Source organism: Erwinia rhapontici (genome assembly GCF_012271765.1).
Taxonomy (GTDB): domain Bacteria; phylum Pseudomonadota; class Gammaproteobacteria; order Enterobacterales; family Enterobacteriaceae; genus Erwinia; species Erwinia rhapontici.
Map to the genome: position 1 here is coordinate 169,258 of NZ_VRKO01000010.1, position 16,466 is coordinate 185,723.

General features: G+C 57.1%; 12 protein-coding genes. 8 read left to right on the top strand and 4 right to left on the bottom strand.

Features of this window, described 5'->3' with window-relative positions:
• The first annotated feature begins 98 nt into the window (after positions 1-98).
• The 7 genes from FVB43_RS06190 to FVB43_RS06220 all read left to right on the top strand — a co-directional run bounded on the left by FVB43_RS06190 (position 99) and on the right by FVB43_RS06220 (position 8,350).
• Positions 99-1,355 (top strand): isochorismate synthase, encoded by a 1,257-nt coding sequence (locus FVB43_RS06190; RefSeq protein ID WP_167863596.1) that lies wholly within the window; start codon positions 99-101, stop codon positions 1,353-1,355.
• Between the two features lie 85 nt (positions 1,356-1,440).
• Positions 1,441-3,108, top strand: coding sequence for a 2-succinyl-5-enolpyruvyl-6-hydroxy-3-cyclohexene-1-carboxylic-acid synthase (gene menD / locus FVB43_RS06195; protein ID WP_133842110.1), 1,668 nt, complete (start codon positions 1,441-1,443; stop codon positions 3,106-3,108).
• Positions 3,105-3,872 (top strand): 2-succinyl-6-hydroxy-2,4-cyclohexadiene-1-carboxylate synthase, encoded by a 768-nt coding sequence (gene menH, locus FVB43_RS06200; RefSeq protein ID WP_166653679.1) that lies wholly within the window; start codon positions 3,105-3,107, stop codon positions 3,870-3,872. Before menD ends, menH begins: the two co-directional genes overlap by 4 nt.
• A 9-nt stretch (positions 3,873-3,881) precedes the next feature.
• A complete protein-coding gene (gene menB / locus FVB43_RS06205) occupies positions 3,882-4,739 on the top strand; it encodes a 1,4-dihydroxy-2-naphthoyl-CoA synthase (protein WP_167863597.1) in 858 nt (285 codons plus the stop codon).
• On the top strand, positions 4,739-5,707 hold the full coding sequence (gene menC / locus FVB43_RS06210; RefSeq protein WP_159336286.1) for an o-succinylbenzoate synthase: 969 nt from the start codon (positions 4,739-4,741) through the stop codon (positions 5,705-5,707). The genes menB and menC overlap by 1 nt, the downstream gene beginning before the upstream one ends.
• The gene (gene menE, locus FVB43_RS06215) at positions 5,689-7,074 is read left to right on the top strand and encodes an o-succinylbenzoate--CoA ligase (protein WP_167863598.1); all 1,386 of its coding nucleotides are present in this window, start codon (positions 5,689-5,691) and stop codon (positions 7,072-7,074) included. Before menC ends, menE begins: the two co-directional genes overlap by 19 nt.
• 85 nt (positions 7,075-7,159) lie before the next feature.
• Positions 7,160-8,350: a nicotinamide mononucleotide deamidase-related protein YfaY gene (locus FVB43_RS06220; RefSeq protein ID WP_133841417.1), complete on the top strand. Its 1,191-nt coding sequence runs from the start codon at positions 7,160-7,162 to the stop codon at positions 8,348-8,350.
• Between the two features lie 241 nt (positions 8,351-8,591).
• Here the strand turns inward: FVB43_RS06220 and yfaE are convergent, their stop codons facing one another.
• The 4 genes from yfaE to ubiG form a co-directional block, all read right to left on the bottom strand.
• Positions 8,592-8,846, bottom strand: a complete 255-nt coding sequence (gene yfaE / locus FVB43_RS06225; protein ID WP_133841418.1) for a class I ribonucleotide reductase maintenance protein YfaE — start codon at positions 8,844-8,846, stop codon at positions 8,592-8,594.
• A gap of 1 nt (position 8,847) precedes the next feature.
• Positions 8,848-9,978: a class Ia ribonucleoside-diphosphate reductase subunit beta gene (nrdB, locus tag FVB43_RS06230; RefSeq protein ID WP_133841419.1), complete on the bottom strand. Its 1,131-nt coding sequence runs from the start codon at positions 9,976-9,978 to the stop codon at positions 8,848-8,850.
• Between the two features lie 90 nt (positions 9,979-10,068).
• Positions 10,069-12,354 (bottom strand): class 1a ribonucleoside-diphosphate reductase subunit alpha, encoded by a 2,286-nt coding sequence (gene nrdA, locus FVB43_RS06235; RefSeq protein ID WP_133841420.1) that lies wholly within the window; start codon positions 12,352-12,354, stop codon positions 10,069-10,071.
• Positions 12,355-12,846: 492 nt separating this feature from the next.
• On the bottom strand, positions 12,847-13,581 hold the full coding sequence (ubiG, locus tag FVB43_RS06240; protein ID WP_133841421.1) for a bifunctional 2-polyprenyl-6-hydroxyphenol methylase/3-demethylubiquinol 3-O-methyltransferase UbiG: 735 nt from the start codon (positions 13,579-13,581) through the stop codon (positions 12,847-12,849).
• 191 nt (positions 13,582-13,772) lie between these two features.
• Between ubiG and gyrA the strand changes: the two genes are divergently transcribed.
• Complete coding sequence (gene gyrA, locus FVB43_RS06245; RefSeq protein WP_133841422.1) at positions 13,773-16,409, top strand: DNA topoisomerase (ATP-hydrolyzing) subunit A; 2,637 nt, start codon at positions 13,773-13,775, stop codon at positions 16,407-16,409.
• Positions 16,410-16,466 lie beyond the last annotated feature (57 nt).

Sequence of the window (16,466 nt, forward strand, 5' to 3'; positions counted from 1 at the left end):
CTGTTCATTTCTCTCCGCTGTTTTCAGATCAATATCCTGCCTTGCTAATCCCGCTAACATAACTGCCCATCCGTGTTTTACTTTCTATTGAGGTCAGCGTGCAACTTGCTCAGGCGGTAGAACAGCTACGCGATCGGCTCGCACAGGTGAGCGAATCGGTGCCCGGCGTGCGGCAAATCAGCGTGCGCTTTTCCCCCGAAACTGATGCGCTGAACTGGCTGGCCTCCCAGTCCTGCTGGCCCCAGTTTTACTGGCAGTCGCGCAGTGGTGAAGAGATCGTGGCAGCCTGTGGTGCGCTTGAGCGGTTTCACTCCGTTGCAGAGGCTACCCTGCGCTTGCAGGCATTGCCGCCGGGCTGGCGGATGTTTGGCGCAAACAGCATCTTTGGTGCCAGTGACCTGTTTCTGCCTGTCCTGCTGTGGCAGCAGGACAGTGCAGGGCACCACTTGACGCTCAATCTGGTCAGCGACGGTTCGTTACAGCAGCAAGCCCGGCGTTTGTTGCACTGGCTGGCAGGCTTGCGCCCGGTGCAGCCGGCTACATCCTTGCCGCATTATCATTGCGTGCATCATGCCCCGGATAAAACGGGCTGGGTCCAACGGGTTAACCATGCGCTGACGGCTATAGCCGCTGGCGAACTGGAGAAAGTCGTGCTGGCACGGGTCAGCGATTTCAGCCTGTCTGGCCCCTTGTCTGCCGCCGCCTTGCTGGCCGCCAGCCAGCGCATTAACCCCCATAGCTACCATTTTATGCTGGCCACAGAGGAACATCAGGCGTTGGTGGGATCCAGCCCTGAACGGCTGTATGCGCGCGAGGGCAGCCAGCTTTCGAGTGAAGCCCTGGCCGGAACGGCTGACGTGCATCAGCCAGGGTTGCTGATGGATAAAAAAAACCAGTGGGAAAACACCCTGGTGGTGGAGGATATCCGTCAGCGGCTGGCGGATATTGTTACTGAACTGGAAGTCATGCCCGCAGAATTACTGCCGCTGCGTCATCTGCAACATATCCGGCGGCGGATCCGCGCGCGGTTAATGCGAGCGGACGATGCGCAATGCGTGGATCGCCTTCAACCCACAGCGGCCGTTGCCGGGGTGCCGCGTGCCGCTGCACAGGCTTTTATTCGTCAGCAGGAACCCTTTAGTCGCGGCTGGTACAGCGGGTCGGTGGGGTATCTGTCGCAGTCACACAGCGAGTTTGCCGTGGTGCTCCGTTGCGCGCAGGTGTCGGGGGCACAGGTTCGCCTCTACGCTGGGGCCGGTATTGTCAGCGGCTCCGAACCGGAGCGGGAGTGGGAGGAAATTGAACGCAAAGCCGCGACGCTGGGCACGTTACTCACGGCGGAAAACCAGGGGTAAAACTGGCCCAAATCAAAAAGGACCTCAATTCAGCTGATTATAATAGCGCGAGGATTTTTGATCTGGAGTGGCTATGCAGCAAGAGATGTCGCACGCAACGTTTAATCGCCGCTGGGCTACCGTACTGCTGGAAACGCTGACGCGCCACGGTATACGGCATATCTGCATTGCTCCCGGGTCCCGTTCTGCGCCGCTGGCTCTGGCAGTAGCAGCCAGTGATAAATGGGTGTGTCATACCCATTTTGACGAGCGTGGCCTCGGTTTTCTCGCGCTCGGCCTGGCCAAAACCACCCATCAACCGGTGGCGATCGTTGTCACTTCCGGGACGGCGGTAGCCAACCTTTATCCCGCGCTGGTTGAAGCACATCTGACCGGCGAAAAACTGGTCGCCATCAGCGCCGACCGCCCACCCGAATTGATTCACTGTGGCGCGAATCAGGCCATTGAACAGCCTGGTCTCTTTGCGTCCCACGTTTCCGCTGTACTCAACCTTCCCCGGCCTTCACCGTCGATCCCCGCACGCTGGCTGGTCTCGGCCATCGATACCTTGCTGGCACAGCAGCAGCATGGCGGCGTGCATATCAACTGCCCGTTTGCTGAACCTCTGTATGGCGCTGACAGCAACGATTACCTCGCCTGGCAGGATGAACTGGGAAACTGGTGGGACAGCAACGAACCCTGGCTGAAATATCCACAGCGCAGCCATACCCCCATTGAAGAAGACTGGTTTTTCTGGCGCCAGAAACGGGGGGTGGTGATTGTCGGGCGCGTCAGTGCTCAGCAAGGCCAGCAGCTGGCCGAGTGGGCGGAAATGCTGGGGTGGCCGCTGCTCGGTGACGTGGTGTCACAAACCGGGCAACCACTGCCTGGCGCGGCCTTGTGGCTGGGGCATCCATCGGCACAGCGGGCCTTGAGTGAGGCGCAGATCGTGGTGCAGTTCGGCAGCAGCCTGACGGGAAAAAACCTGCTCAACTATCAGAACGACAGCGGCACTGAGATGTACTGGCTGATCGATGCATTACCGGGGCAGCGCCATCCGGGGAACCCTGGCGGGCGGCGCATTCAGGCCAATATTTCTGACTGGTTGCAGCACCATCCTGCGGCGCCTCGTCATCCCTGGTGTCCACAGCTGGTGCCGCTGGCTGAACGTACCCGGGACTATCTGCAACAGCATTTGCAGCAGTTTGGCGAGGCACAGCTGGCGCACCGTCTGCCCGCACTGCTGCCGGAAAACGGCGCGCTGTTTATCGGCAACAGCCTCGCCATTCGCCTGGTTGATGCTTTTGCACAGCTTCCTGCGGGTTATCCGCTGTACTGTAATCGCGGTGCCAGCGGCATCGACGGGTTACTGGCAACGGCGGCGGGCGTACAGCGCGGCACGGGCCAGCCGCTACTGATCCTGCTGGGCGATCTCTCCGCGCTCTACGATCTGAATAGCCTGGCGCTGTTGCAGCAGGCTTCTGCGCCGGTGGTGGTCATCGTGGTAAACAACCAGGGCGGCCAGATCTTCTCTATGCTGCCAACGCCCTTATCTGAACGTGAACGCTTCTTCACTATGCCGCCCAGCGTTGATTTTCGCCATGCTGCGGCACTGTTTGGTTTGCATTTTGCACAGCCAGCCAGCTGGCAGGCACTTCAGCGGGCGGTTGAACAGGGTTTCAGTTCGGGCATCACCCTGATTGAGGTGGTGGTCGACGGTGATGAGGGTGCACAAACCCTGGCGCGCTGCGCCAGCGAGGTGGTCCATTTATGATGCTACATGCGCACTGGCAGGGGCACCATCACAGTACGCGTCCGGTACTGGTATGGCTGCACGGTTTTCTCGGGAGTGCAACGGACTGGCAGCCGGTTCAGCGCTATTTCAGTCACTGGCCGCTGCTCAGTATTGATCTGCCCGGTCACGGTGGTTCACGTGCGCAGACCGTGAGCGGTTTTGATGATGTATGCCAGCGACTTAACGCCACGCTGCACTATCACCAGGTCGATCGCTATTGGCTGATCGGTTACTCCCTCGGCGGACGGCTGGCGCTCTATCACGCCTGCCGTCACGCCGGTAACGGTCTGGCAGGATTGCTGGTGGAAGCCGGGCATTTTGGCCTCAGTTGCCCCAGTGAGCGTACCCGCCGCCGGGCGCATGACCAGGGCTGGGTACAGTGTTTCCGCCAGCAACCGCTGGAAGAGGCGTTGGACCAGTGGTATCAGCAGCCGGTTTTTGCCGAACTGACCGCAATCCAACGCCAGCGCCTGGTCGCCCGGCGGCTCAACAATCGCGGTGAAGATCTGGCGGCGATGTTACAGGCCACCTCACTCTCAGAGCAGCCCGACCTGCTGCCGGAACTGCGAGAAAAAACCTTTCCGTTCCGCTATCTCTGCGGTGAGTGGGATCAAAAATTTTTGCAGCTTGCTCAGCAGGCCGCACTTCCTCCTGCGGTTATCCCCGCAGCGGGCCATAACTCGCACCTGGCGAATCCCCTGGCATTTGCCCATCAACTTGCCCGCGTGCTTAATCACCATTAAGGAGCTTTGATGTTGTATCCAGATGAAAGCCTGCTGTATGCCCCGGCGCAGTGGCGGGATTGCGGCGCTGAGTTCAGCGATATTCGCTATCACAAAACGGACGATGGTATTGCCAGAATCACCATCAACCGCCCTGAAGTACGTAATGCCTTTCGCCCGTTAACGGTCAGTGAAATCCAGCAGGCGCTGGATAATGCGCGCCGTGACCCGGCGGTGGGCGTGATTGTGCTGACCGGCGAAGGCAAACGGGCATTTTGCTCCGGTGGGGACCAGAAAGTTCGCGGCGACTACGGCGGTTATCAAGATGACGCGGGCGTTCATCATCTTAACGTCCTCGACCTGCAACGCCAGATTCGTACCTGTCCGAAACCGGTCGTGGCGATGGTGGCGGGCTATGCGGTGGGTGGCGGCCACGTTTTGCATATGATGTGCGACCTTACGATTGCGGCAGATAATGCACAGTTTGGTCAGACCGGGCCGAAAGTGGGCTCCTTTGATGGCGGCTGGGGCGCGGCCTACATGGCGCGTATTGTCGGCCAAAAAAAGGCGCGTGAAATCTGGTTCCTGTGCAGGATGTATAACGCACAGCAGGCACTGGATATGGGGCTGGTTAATACCGTTGTACCGCTGGCCGAGCTGGAAAAAGAGACCGTTCGCTGGTGCCGTGAGATGTTGCAAAACAGCCCGATGGCGCTGCGCTGCCTGAAAGCCGCTCTCAATGCGGATTGTGATGGCCAGGCCGGGCTGCAAGAGCTGGCGGGCAATGCCACCATGCTGTTCTATATGACGGAAGAGGGGCAGGAAGGGCGCAATGCATTCAACGAAAAGCGTCAGCCTGACTTCAGCAACTTCCGGCGTAATCCCTGATGCGTCACGCCACGTTATACGGTTATCAGGTCGCCATGGACGCCGGGGTGGTGTTACGAAACCAGCGGTTAAAAACCCGCCAGGGACTGCTGGTGAACCTGATGGAGGGAGCAGCGCAAGGCTGGGGTGAGATTGCCCCCCTCCCTGAGTTCAGCCATGAGACACTTGAACAAGCACAGCAGCAGGCGATGAGCTGGCTGGCGCAGTGGTGTGAGGGTGAAACGCCCGCAGAGAGTGAACGGCCTTCTGTGGCGTTCGGCATCAGCTGTGCGCAGGCCGAGCTGACGAACACCCTGCCCGCAGAAGGGGAGTATCGTCTGGCGCAGCTGTGCAGTGGCGATCCGGACGCGTTATTTCAGCAACTGCTGCGTCAGCCAGAGCCGCTGGCAAAAATGAAAGTGGGCCTGTACGAGGCGATACGCGACGGCATGCAGGTCAACCTGCTGCTGGAGGCGTTACCGCACCTCACCTTGCGGCTGGATGCCAACCAAAGCTGGACGCTGGAAAAGGCATTGAGCTTTGCCCGCTATGTGTCGCCGGAGCTGCGTTCACGCATTGCGTTTATCGAAGAGCCTTGCCGTGACAGACAGCAGAGCCTCGCCTTTGCCGCTGAGACAGGTATTAACATCGCCTGGGATGAAACCCTGCGTGACCATGATGACGCACTGACCGCCGCACCCGGCGTGGTGGCCGTGGTCATCAAACCGATGCTCACGGGCAGTATTCAGCGCGTACAGCATCAGGTGTTACAGGCGAAGGCGCAGGGGTTAACCCCGGTGATCAGTAGTGCGCTGGAGTCCAGCCTTGGGCTGACCCAGCTGGCACGGCTCGCACATGAGCTGACGCCGGGCGTGCGGCCAGGTCTGGATACGCTGCAACTGATGCAGCAGCAGGTGCTGCGGGCGTGGCCCGGCAGTATGTTACCTGTGCAGAACAGAGAGGTGCTGCAATGTCTCTGGCAACGATAGCCGACTGGCCGTGGCGTGACTGGCAGAAGTGTTGTCCGGCGTCGCTGGCGATTGATAGTGGCGAGGTCACGCTCAGTTGGCAGCAGCTGTCACAGGCGGTGGCAGAACATGCTCAGGGCTTTCAGCAGCAAGGCGTGGCCGCCGGAGATGTCGTGGCGCTGCGAAGCGCGAACAGTCTGGCGGCGCTGCTGGCGTGGCTCGGACTGATGGCCTGCGGGGCACGAGTGCTGGGGCTTAACCCTCAGTTGCCGGATGCCCAGCTACGCCAGCTGTTGCCGGGGCTGGGGCTGGACTTTGTACTCAATCTGGCCGGGGAAACCAGTATTGAAAGACCCATGCTGGCGCTGCGTCCGATTGCCGGTGATGGCAGCCAGCCGTGGCAGCCGGATCGGATCGCCACCCTGACGTTAACCTCTGGCTCTACCGGGCTGCCTAAAGCAGCGGCCCACACTTTCAGCGCCCATCTGCACAGCGCCGCAGCGGTCATTGAGCTGATGGCGTTGACAGCTGATGATCGCTGGTTATTGTCGCTGCCGCTGTTTCATGTCTCCGGGCAGGGCATCCTTTGGCGCTGGCTGCTGGCCGGAGGCACGCTGGTGATCCCCGATGACAAAGGATTGCATACTGCACTGGCGCGCAGCAGCATCGCGTCTCTGGTGCCCACGCAGCTCTGGCGCCTGCTCAATCAACCTGTTTTACCCGCCAGATTGCGCGCGGTACTGCTGGGCGGTGCGCAAATCCCCGCTGAGCTGACGCGTCAGGCGGAGGCCGCCGGGCTGCACTGTTATTGTGGCTACGGTATGACGGAAACTGCATCGACTCTTTGCGCCCGACGGGCAGACGAACATCCAGGCGTGGGTGCGCCGCTGGCTGGCCATCAGGTCAGGGTGGTCGACGGTGAGATCTGGGTGCGTTCGCCCGCTCTGGCCTCCGGCTACTGGTTGCAGGGCGCACTGATGCCGTTGACGGATCACGACGGCTGGTTACGTACCGGCGATTGTGGGCACTGGCATCGGGGCGAGCTGCAGGTCGACGGACGGCGCGATAACCTGTTCTTTTCAGGCGGTGAGTCGGTACAGCCGGAGCATATTGAACGCATTTTGCTCGCCCATCCGGCGGTGACACAGGTGTTTATTGTGCCAAAAGTCGATGCGGAGTACGGTCATCGCGCGGTCGCACTGGTGGAAGGCAATATTGGGCTGGAGGTGTTGGCCGACTGGGCCGCGCCAAAGCTGGCCGGGTATCAGCGCCCGGTGGCGTGGTATCCGCTACCGGCTGATAACGGCGGGGCGATCAAGCGCTCACGCGTGCAGCTGAAGGCATGGGTGGCAAATCAGACGCAGGCCTGTTTGACATCGCGGGTCTAATGACGGCTAAAGAAGTGGAAATTGACGTTGTATTTCTGCCGGGCGCTTCTTACAGTGTAAAGCTTGAGTGTACCCGGAGAACAACATGATAAGAGTGGAAATGCTCGCGACCGGCGACGAAGTGCTGCACGGACAAATCGTCGATACCAACGCGGCCTGGCTGGCTGGCGTACTGTTTGAGCAGGGCTTACCGATGACCAGCCGTCAGACGGTAGGGGACAGCTTGCAGGATTTGGTGACGGTACTGACCGAGCGCAGCAAAGTGGCTGATGTCTTGATCGTGAATGGTGGCCTGGGGCCGACCAGTGATGATCTGAGTGCGCTGGCCGCCGCCACCGCAGCCGGAGTGGAACTGCAAATTCATCCTGAGTGGCTGGCGAAAATGGAAGCCTTCTTTGCCAGCCGTGGCAAAGTGATGGCCGCCAGTAATCGTAAGCAGGCTGAAATCCCGCAGGGTGCGGAGATGATCGATAACCCGGTCGGCACCGCCTGCGGTTTCGCCATGCAGCTTAATCGCTGCTGGATCTTCTTCACGCCGGGTGTGCCTTCCGAATACAAGGTGATGGTCATGGATCAAATCCTGCCGCGCCTGAAAGCCCGTTTCCAGTTGCCCGAGCCGCCCGTCTGCCTGCGGATGACCACTTTTGGTCGCGGGGAAAGTGACCTCGCCTCTGATATTGAGCCTTTAGCGCTGCCGGAAGGGGTGGTGATGGGTTACCGCGCATCGATGCCGATTATCGAACTGAAGCTGAACGGTCCGGCGTCAAAGCGTGCCGAGATGGAGCAGTTCTGGCAGCAGGTACGTGAGATTGCCGGTGACAGTGTGATCTTTGAAGGGTTTGAAACCTTACCCGAGCAGCTGGCACGCCGTCTGAAAGAACATAAGCTTACGCTTGCCGTTAGCGAGCAGTTCAGCGCCGGGCTGTTGCAATGGCAGCTTATTTCCGCCGGTGCTTCTCTGGCGGCGGGCAACGTGTTGCCTCATCAGAGTGAGTCACTGGGCTTGCTGGCGGCACGCAGTCAGCAGCTGGCGAAACAGAACCATGCCCGGTTATCGCTGGTCGTGGGAAGTCTGGAGGACGATCGTCTGGGCTTTGCTCTGCACACGCCGGACGGCACTTTTGCGCAAAAAGTGAAGTTTAACGTCAGCCGACATGGTCTGAAAGCACGGCAGGAGATGGTGGCCATGCTGGCGATGAATATGCTGCGCCGCTGGTTGAATGGTCAGTCAGTGACCACCGGACACGGCTGGATTGATGTGGTAGAAACGCTGTAAACGCCCCGGGCGAGGCATGCCTCGCCCCTACGTGATACGGTGACGGTATCGATTATCGGGAACGTGTAGGGGTCGGTCATGCCCGGCCCGATGTGATGCGGTGACGGTATCGATTATCGGGAACGTGTAGGGGTCGGTCATGCCCGACCCGATGTGGTGCGGTGATGGTATCGATTATCAGTAATGCGCAGGGGTCGGGCACGCCCGACCCGATGTCGATGAGACAGCCGCGCTTAACCCCTTACAGCGCGATCTCAATATCCCCTTCGGCCTTGCAGCAGCAGGGCAAAATCTCACCCGGTTGCACAAAGGCCAACGGCGTTGCGCTGTAGCTGACTTCACCCTTCAGCAGACGTGTGCGGCACGAACCGCAGTAGCCCTCACGGCACTGATACTCCACGCACACCCGGTGCGACTCCAGTGCGGCAAGCAGGGAAGGGTGTTCATCATGACATTCAAGCTGCGTACCGGTGGTACGCAGTGTAATGCTCGCCATCTTACAGCTCGAAGTCGCTGAGGTCGTCAGCGTTTACTTCAGAGTCAATCTGGCCGACCAGGTAAGAACTCACTTCCACTTCCTGCGGCGCGACCTGCACGTTATCGGAAACCAGCCAGGAGTTGATCCATGGGATCGGGTTGGAGCGGGTTTTAAACGGCAGATCCAGACCGACGGCATTCATGCGGATATTGGTGATGTACTCAATATACTGCCACAAAATGTCTTTATTCAGGCCGATCATCGAACCGCCGCTGAACAGATATTCTGCCCACTCTTTCTCCTGCTCGGCTGCCAGCACAAACAGGTCGTAGCACTCCTGGCGACACTCTTTGGCGATCTCTGCCATTTCAGGGTCATCTTCGCCGCTGCGCAGCAGGTTCAGCATGTGCTGGGTGCCGGTCAGATGCAGGGCTTCATCACGGGCGATCAGCTTGATGATTTTGGCGTTGCCTTCCATCAGTTCGCGCTCGGCAAAGGCGAAGGAGCAGGCAAAGCTGACGTAGAAACGAATGGCTTCCAGCGCATTCACGCTCATCAGGCAGATGTAGAGCTGCTTTTTCAGTGCACGCAGGCTGACGGTGACGGTTTTACCATTCACTTCGTGCGTACCTTCACCCAGCAGATGCCAGTAGCTGGTCATCTCAATCAGATCGTCGTAGTAGCCAGAGATATCTTTGGCACGCGACAGGATCTGCTCGTTGGTGACGATATCGTCAAACACCAGCGACGGATCGTTAACGATATTGCGGATGATATGGGTGTAAGAACGTGAGTGGATGGTTTCTGAGAATGCCCAGGTTTCAATCCAGGTTTCCAGTTCAGGAATCGAGATCAACGGCAGCAGCGCCACGTTCGGGCTACGTCCCTGGATGGAGTCCAGCAGCGTCTGATATTTCAGGTTGCTGATAAAGATGTGTTTTTCGTGATCCGGCAGTGCCTGATAGTCGATACGATCGCGTGAGACGTCCACTTCTTCCGGGCGCCAGAAGAAAGAGAGCTGCTTTTCGATCAGTTTTTCAAAAATGTCATACTTCTGCTGGTCGAAACGCGCCACGTTCACCGGCTGGCCGAAGAACATCGGTTCCAGCAGCTGATTATTTTTATTCTGCGAAAATGTGGTGTAAGCCATGATGTATTCCAGATGCGTTCAGGGTCGGGCATGCCCGACCCTCAGAGTCAATGTTTCGCGAAGGGGCCAGGCAAACCTGGCCCACGGAGATTAGATCTTGCAGGCACCGCTTTCACAGCCATCATCCTGAATCGATGGTGCCAGGTCTTCCTGGGTATCTTCTGCACCGTCACGCGTGTTCTGATAGTAAAGCGTTTTCACGCCAAACTTATAGGCCGTCAGCAGGTCTTTCAGCAACTGCTTCATTGGCACCTTACCGTTGGCAAAGCGCGTTGGATCGTAGTTGGTATTCGACGAAATCGCCTGGTCGATAAATTTCTGCATCAGGCCGACCAGTTGCAGATAGCCATCATTGTTTGGCATATCCCACAGCAGCTCGTAGCTGTCTTTCAGACGTTCGTACTCCGGGACCACCTGGCGCAGGATACCGTCTTTTGATGCTTTAATACTGATATGGCCGCGCGGTGGTTCAATCCCGTTGGTGGCGTTAGAAATCTGCGAAGAGGTTTCTGACGGCATCAGCGCAGACAGCGTGGAGTTACGCAGGCCGTGCGTTTTCACGGATTCACGCAGTGCTTCCCAGTCGAGCAGCAGCGGTGTGTTACAAATCGCATCCAAATCTTTCTTATAGGTGTCGATTGGCATAATACCCTGAGAATACGTGGTTTCATTGAACCACGGGCAGGCACCCTGTTCGATGGCCAGATCGTTGGACGCTTTCAGCAGCCAGTACTGAATAGCTTCAAAGGTCTGGTGCGTCAGGACGTTGGCGCTGCCATCGGAGTAGCGTACGCCATTTTTAGCCAGATAGTAGGCGTAGTTGATCACACCAATACCCAGCGTACGACGCCCCATTGCACCGCGTTTGGCGGCCGGGATGGGGTAATCCTGATAATCGAGCAGGGCGTCCAGCGCGCGAACTGCCAGCGTGGCCAGCTCTTGCAGGTCATCCAGACTTTCAATCGCGCCCAGGTTGAATGCGGAGAGCGTACACAGCGCAATTTCGCCGTTTTCGTCGTTCACATCCAGCAGCGGTTTGGTTGGTAACGCAATTTCCAGGCACAGGTTGGACTGGCGAACAGGTGCGATAGCCGGATCGAACGGGCTGTGAGTATTACAGTGGTCGACGTTCTGGATGTAGATACGGCCGGTAGAAGCACGTTCCTGCATCATCAGTGAGAACAACTCTACCGCTTTGATACGCTGCTTGCGGATACTGTCGTCTTGCTCGTATTTGGTGTACAGGCGCTCGAACTCGTCCTGATTCGCAAAGAAAGCATCGTACAGGCCCGGCACGTCAGACGGGCTGAACAGGGTGATATCTTCGCCCTTCAGCAGGCGCTGATACATCAGTTTGTTGATCTGAACACCGTAGTCCATATGGCGCACGCGGTTGCCTTCAACACCACGGTTGTTTTTCAGTACCAGCAGACTTTCGACTTCCAGATGCCACATCGGGTAGAACAGCGTGGCTGCCCCGCCGCGAACGCCGCCCTGAGAGCAGGACTTCACTGCAGTCTGGAAATGCTTATAGAACGGGATACAGCCGGTGTGGAAGGCTTCACCGCCACGGATCGGGCTACCCAGCGCACGAATGCGGCCCGCATTGATACCAATCCCGGCGCGCTGAGAAACATATTTCACAATGGCGCTGGAAGTGGCGTTGATAGAGTCCAGGCTGTCACCACATTCGATCAGCACGCAAGAGCTGAACTGGCGCGTAGGCGTACGCACGCCAGACATGATTGGCGTTGGCAGTGAGATCTTAAAGGTGGAGATCGCATCATAAAAACGCTTCACGTAGTCCAGACGCGTCTCGCGCGGGTAGCCGGAGAACAGGCAGGCCGCGACCAGAATGTACAGGAACTGGGCGCTTTCATAGATCTCACCACTCACGCGGTTTTGCACCAGATACTTGCCTTCCAGCTGCTTCACGGCAGCGTAGGAGAAGTTCATATCACGCCAGTGGTCAATAAAGCCGTCCATCAGCTCAAACTCTTCCGCACTGTAGTCTTCCAGCAGGTGATGGTCATATTTGCCCATCTCTACCATGCGGGTGACCTGGTCAATCAGCTTTGGCGGCTCGAACTGGCCGTAGGCTTTTTTGCGCAGGTGGAAGATGGCCAGACGGGCAGCCATGTACTGATAGTCAGGGGCATCTTTAGAAATCAGATCAGCAGCAGACTTAATGACAGTTTCATGGATATCAGAAGTGCGGATACCTTCGTAGAACTGGATGTGGGATCGCAGTTCAACCTGAGAGACGGAGACGTTTTGCAGTCCTTCGGCAGCCCAGTCGAGAACACGGTGGATTTTATCGAGATCGATACGCTCGGTGCGGCCATCGCGTTTGGTTACAAGCAGACTCTGATTCATGTCGCGTTTTACCTGTCCTTAACAAATAGTCCCCACGTTTATACACAGATTTCTCATTGTGAGTAACTCTGTGGATAAACACTACATATAGGGGGTGGAAGAAACCTTGATAACAATATGGTGAGTATTCTAGTAATTTCCGCGTGCTTAACAAGGCTTGATTTTCGCGGCAAACTCCGGTTCTAGGGCTGGTATTTTTCCTAAGTCCACGTTTCTCAAGGCCCTGGGTCAATGTCAATGGGTTGAGATTTTTTTTAGAATCTTGATCGAGCGCGGGTTTCTTGTTCAGGTTAAAAAATTCGAGCTTTGGGGCGCTGAAAAAGTACGCACAATAAGACGCCTCACGGGCACAAATGGCGTGATGCGGTGAGATTAACCTGATCTTGATGACAGGGATAAGACGAAAACGATCTTATCTCGCGTCAGGCACTAAGATGGACTTATATATCGCACGTATATCGCACGGGCGGATCGGCATCCGCCCGTATAGCGTCACGACGCGTCGATGGCGCTGTGCGTATGCACCATATAGTTCACGTCAACGCCCGGAGCCAGTTTGAAGTGGTTGGTGATCGGGTTGTAGTGCAGGCCAATAATATGGCGTTCGCGCAGGGGAGTTTCATCGACCCAGTTCAGCAGTTCAGCCGGACGGATAAACTTTTTGATGTCGTGTGTGCCGCGCGGCACCATACGTAATACGTATTCTGCGCCGATGATCGCCATCAGCCAGGATTTGCTATTGCGGTTAAGGGTTGAGAAGAACACTTCGCCACCCGGTTTCACCAGCCGGGCGCAGGCATGGACCACGGAACGTGGATCGGGCACGTGCTCCAGCATCTCCATGCATGTCACCACATCGTACTGTCCGGCGAACTGCTCAGCGTGCTCTTCCACGGTCTGCTGGACGTAATCAATGGCTACGCCGCTTTCCAGTGCATGTAGACGGGCAACCTGCAACGGTTCCGCTCCCATATCCAGCCCGGTGACGTTCGCACCTTCACGCGCCATGCTCTCGGCGAGAATACCGCCGCCGCAGCCAACATCCAGCACCTTCTTGCCAAACAGGCCGTCAGCGTGTTGGGCAATCCAGCCAAGGCGCAGCGGATTAATCCGGTGCAAAGGCTTAAATTCGCCTTCTAAATCCCACCAGCGTGAAGCAACTGCTTCAAATTTAGCGATTTCACCGTGATCAACGTTCTGCGTACCCGCGTTTTGTTCTGATTTCATTGGGTTATTACTCCAGCCAAAGTTTGCCCCATTATACATGTTTACGCGTTGCGATGGGCAGGGGCGCGGGCCGGAGAGGGACAGAATGCAATAAAGCGGCCAAAGCAACGCTTTCCATTCAACACATGGCTGCTTTGTGATATACTTTCGCACCTTTGAATCCGGGAATAATACAGAAGGAAAGCGCCTCCATGAGCGACCTGGCCCGCGAAATTACACCGGTCAATATCGAAGAAGAGTTAAAGAACTCCTATCTGGATTATGCAATGTCGGTCATCGTTGGCCGTGCGCTGCCAGATGTCCGTGATGGCCTGAAGCCGGTTCACCGCCGCGTGCTTTACGCTATGAACGTCCTCGGTAACGACTGGAACAAAGCTTATAAAAAATCCGCCCGTGTCGTCGGTGACGTCATCGGTAAATATCACCCTCATGGCGACACTGCCGTGTATGACACCATCGTGCGTATGGCGCAGCCGTTCTCGCTGCGTTACATGCTGGTGGACGGTCAGGGCAACTTCGGCTCCGTAGACGGCGACTCCGCTGCTGCGATGCGTTATACCGAAGTTCGCATGTCCAAAATCGCTCACGAACTGTTGGCGGATCTGGAAAAAGACACCGTTGACTTTGTGCCTAACTACGATGGCACCGAGCAGATCCCGGAAGTGATGCCGACCCGCGTTCCCAACCTGCTGGTTAACGGTTCCTCAGGGATTGCCGTCGGGATGGCCACGAACATTCCTCCACATAACCTGACCGAAGTGATCAACGGCTGCCTGGCCTATATCGACGACGAAAACATTACCGTCGAAGGGCTGATGGAACACATCCCAGGCCCGGACTTCCCGACCGCCGCTATCATCAATGGCCGCCGTGGCATTGAAGAAGCTTATCGCACTGGCCGTGGAAAAATTTACATCCGCGCCCGTGGCGAAGTGGAAGTGGATGCGAAGACCGGCCGTGAAACCATCATCGTGCATGAAATTCCGTATCAGGTGAACAAAGCGCGCCTGATTGAGAAAATTGCCGAGCTGGTAAAAGAAAAACGTCTGGAAGGCATCAGCGCCCTGCGCGATGAGTCTGACAAAGACGGTATGCGCATCGTGATCGAAGTGAAGCGCGATGCGGTTGGCGAAGTGGTTCTGAACAATCTGTATTCACTGACTCAGCTTCAGACTTCTTTCGGCATCAACATGGTGGCACTGCACCAGGGCCAGCCAAAGATTATGCCGCTGAAGGATATTCTTGAAGCCTTCGTGCGTCACCGTCGTGAAGTGATTACCCGCCGTACCATTTTCGAACTGCGTAAAGCGCGTGACCGTGCTCATATCCTTGAAGCACTGGCCGTAGCGCTGGCGAACATCGATCCGATTATTGAGCTGATTCGCCGCGCTGCTTCTCCTTCTGAAGCGAAAGCGGGCCTGATTGCGCGTCCATGGGCGCTGGGTAACGTCTCCGCGATGCTGGAACGTGCCGGTGATAATGCGGCGCGCCCTGAGTGGCTGGAAGATGAGTTCGGTATCCGCGATGGTCAGTACTATCTGACTGAGCAGCAGGCTCAGGCGATCCTTGATTTACGCCTGCAGAAACTGACCGGACTTGAGCATGAAAAACTGCTCGACGAGTACAAAGAGCTGCTGGAGCAGATCGCAGAGCTGTTGCGCATTCTGGGCAGTTCCGAGCGTCTGATGGAAGTGATTCGCGAAGAGCTGGAGCTGATCCGCGATCAGTTCGGCGATGAGCGTCGTACCGAAATCACCGCTAACAGCGCCGACATCAACATCGAAGACCTGATCAACCAGGAAGATGTTGTGGTGACCCTGTCGCATCAGGGCTACGTGAAGTATCAGCCATTGACTGATTACGAAGCGCAGCGCCGTGGTGGTAAAGGTAAATCGGCTGCACGCATTAAAGAAGAAGACTTTATCGACCGCCTGCTGGTGGCCAACACCCATGACACCATCCTCTGCTTCTCAAGCCGTGGTCGTCTGTACTGGATGAAGGTTTATCAGCTGCCGGAAGCCAGCCGTGGTGCGCGTGGACGTCCAATCGTCAACCTGTTACCGCTGGAAGCCAACGAACGTATCACCGCAATCCTGCCGGTGCGTGAGTATGCAGAAGGCTTTAACATCTTTATGGCGACCGCCAGCGGTACCGTGAAGAAAACGGCCCTGAAAGAGTTCAGCCGCCCACGCAGCGCCGGTATCATTGCCGTCAACCTGCGTGACGACGACGAACTGATTGGTGTGTCACTGACCAACGGTAGCGATGAAGCGATGCTGTTCTCTGCCGCCGGTAAAGTGGTGCGCTTCGCAGAAAGCGCTGTTCGTGCGATGGGTCGTACTGCCTCTGGCGTGCGCGGTATCAAACTGGCAGAAGGCGATCGCGTGGTGTCACTGATTGTACCGCGTGACGATGGTGCCATCCTGACCGTGACACAGAACGGTTATGGTAAGCGTACGGCGAACACCGAGTATCCAACCAAGTCGCGTGCGACGCAGGGTGTGATCTCGATTAAAGTGACCGAACGTAATGGACCGGTTATTGGTGCGGTACAGGTTGTCGACAGCGATCAGATTATGATGATCACCGATGCCGGTACGCTGGTGCGTACCCGCGTGTCTGAAGTGAGCGTAGTAGGGCGTAACACCCAGGGTGTTATCCTTATTCGTACCGCTGAAGATGAAAACGTGGTGGGTCTGCAACGTGTGGCCGAACCGGTAGCAGAAGATGAACTTGATGCTATCGACGGCAGCGTCGCGGAAGGGGATGACGATATTGCCCCGGAAGTGGAAAGCGACGACGATGCACCTGAGGCCGATGACGAGTAATCGTTAAGGGTCTGATAAAAAAGCCGGTTCACTCTGAACCGGCTTTTTTTTACCTGA

Excerpts from the sequence above, each read along its gene's own strand:
- nrdB (WP_133841419.1), bottom strand. The coding sequence starts at position 9,978 with ATGGCTTACACCACATTTTCGCAGAATAAAAATAATCAGCTGCTGGAA.
- menH (WP_166653679.1), top strand. The coding sequence starts at position 3,105 with ATGATGCTACATGCGCACTGGCAGGGGCACCATCACAGTACGCGTCCG.
- FVB43_RS06220 (WP_133841417.1), top strand. The coding sequence starts at position 7,160 with ATGATAAGAGTGGAAATGCTCGCGACCGGCGACGAAGTGCTGCACGGA.
- menC (WP_159336286.1), top strand. The coding sequence starts at position 4,739 with ATGCGTCACGCCACGTTATACGGTTATCAGGTCGCCATGGACGCCGGG.
- ubiG (WP_133841421.1), bottom strand. The coding sequence starts at position 13,581 with ATGAAATCAGAACAAAACGCGGGTACGCAGAACGTTGATCACGGTGAA.
- nrdA (WP_133841420.1), bottom strand. The coding sequence starts at position 12,354 with ATGAATCAGAGTCTGCTTGTAACCAAACGCGATGGCCGCACCGAGCGT.
- menD (WP_133842110.1), top strand. The coding sequence starts at position 1,441 with ATGTCGCACGCAACGTTTAATCGCCGCTGGGCTACCGTACTGCTGGAA.
- yfaE (WP_133841418.1), bottom strand. The coding sequence starts at position 8,846 with ATGGCGAGCATTACACTGCGTACCACCGGTACGCAGCTTGAATGTCAT.
- gyrA (WP_133841422.1), top strand. The coding sequence starts at position 13,773 with ATGAGCGACCTGGCCCGCGAAATTACACCGGTCAATATCGAAGAAGAG.
- menE (WP_167863598.1), top strand. The coding sequence starts at position 5,689 with ATGTCTCTGGCAACGATAGCCGACTGGCCGTGGCGTGACTGGCAGAAG.
- menB (WP_167863597.1), top strand. The coding sequence starts at position 3,882 with ATGTTGTATCCAGATGAAAGCCTGCTGTATGCCCCGGCGCAGTGGCGG.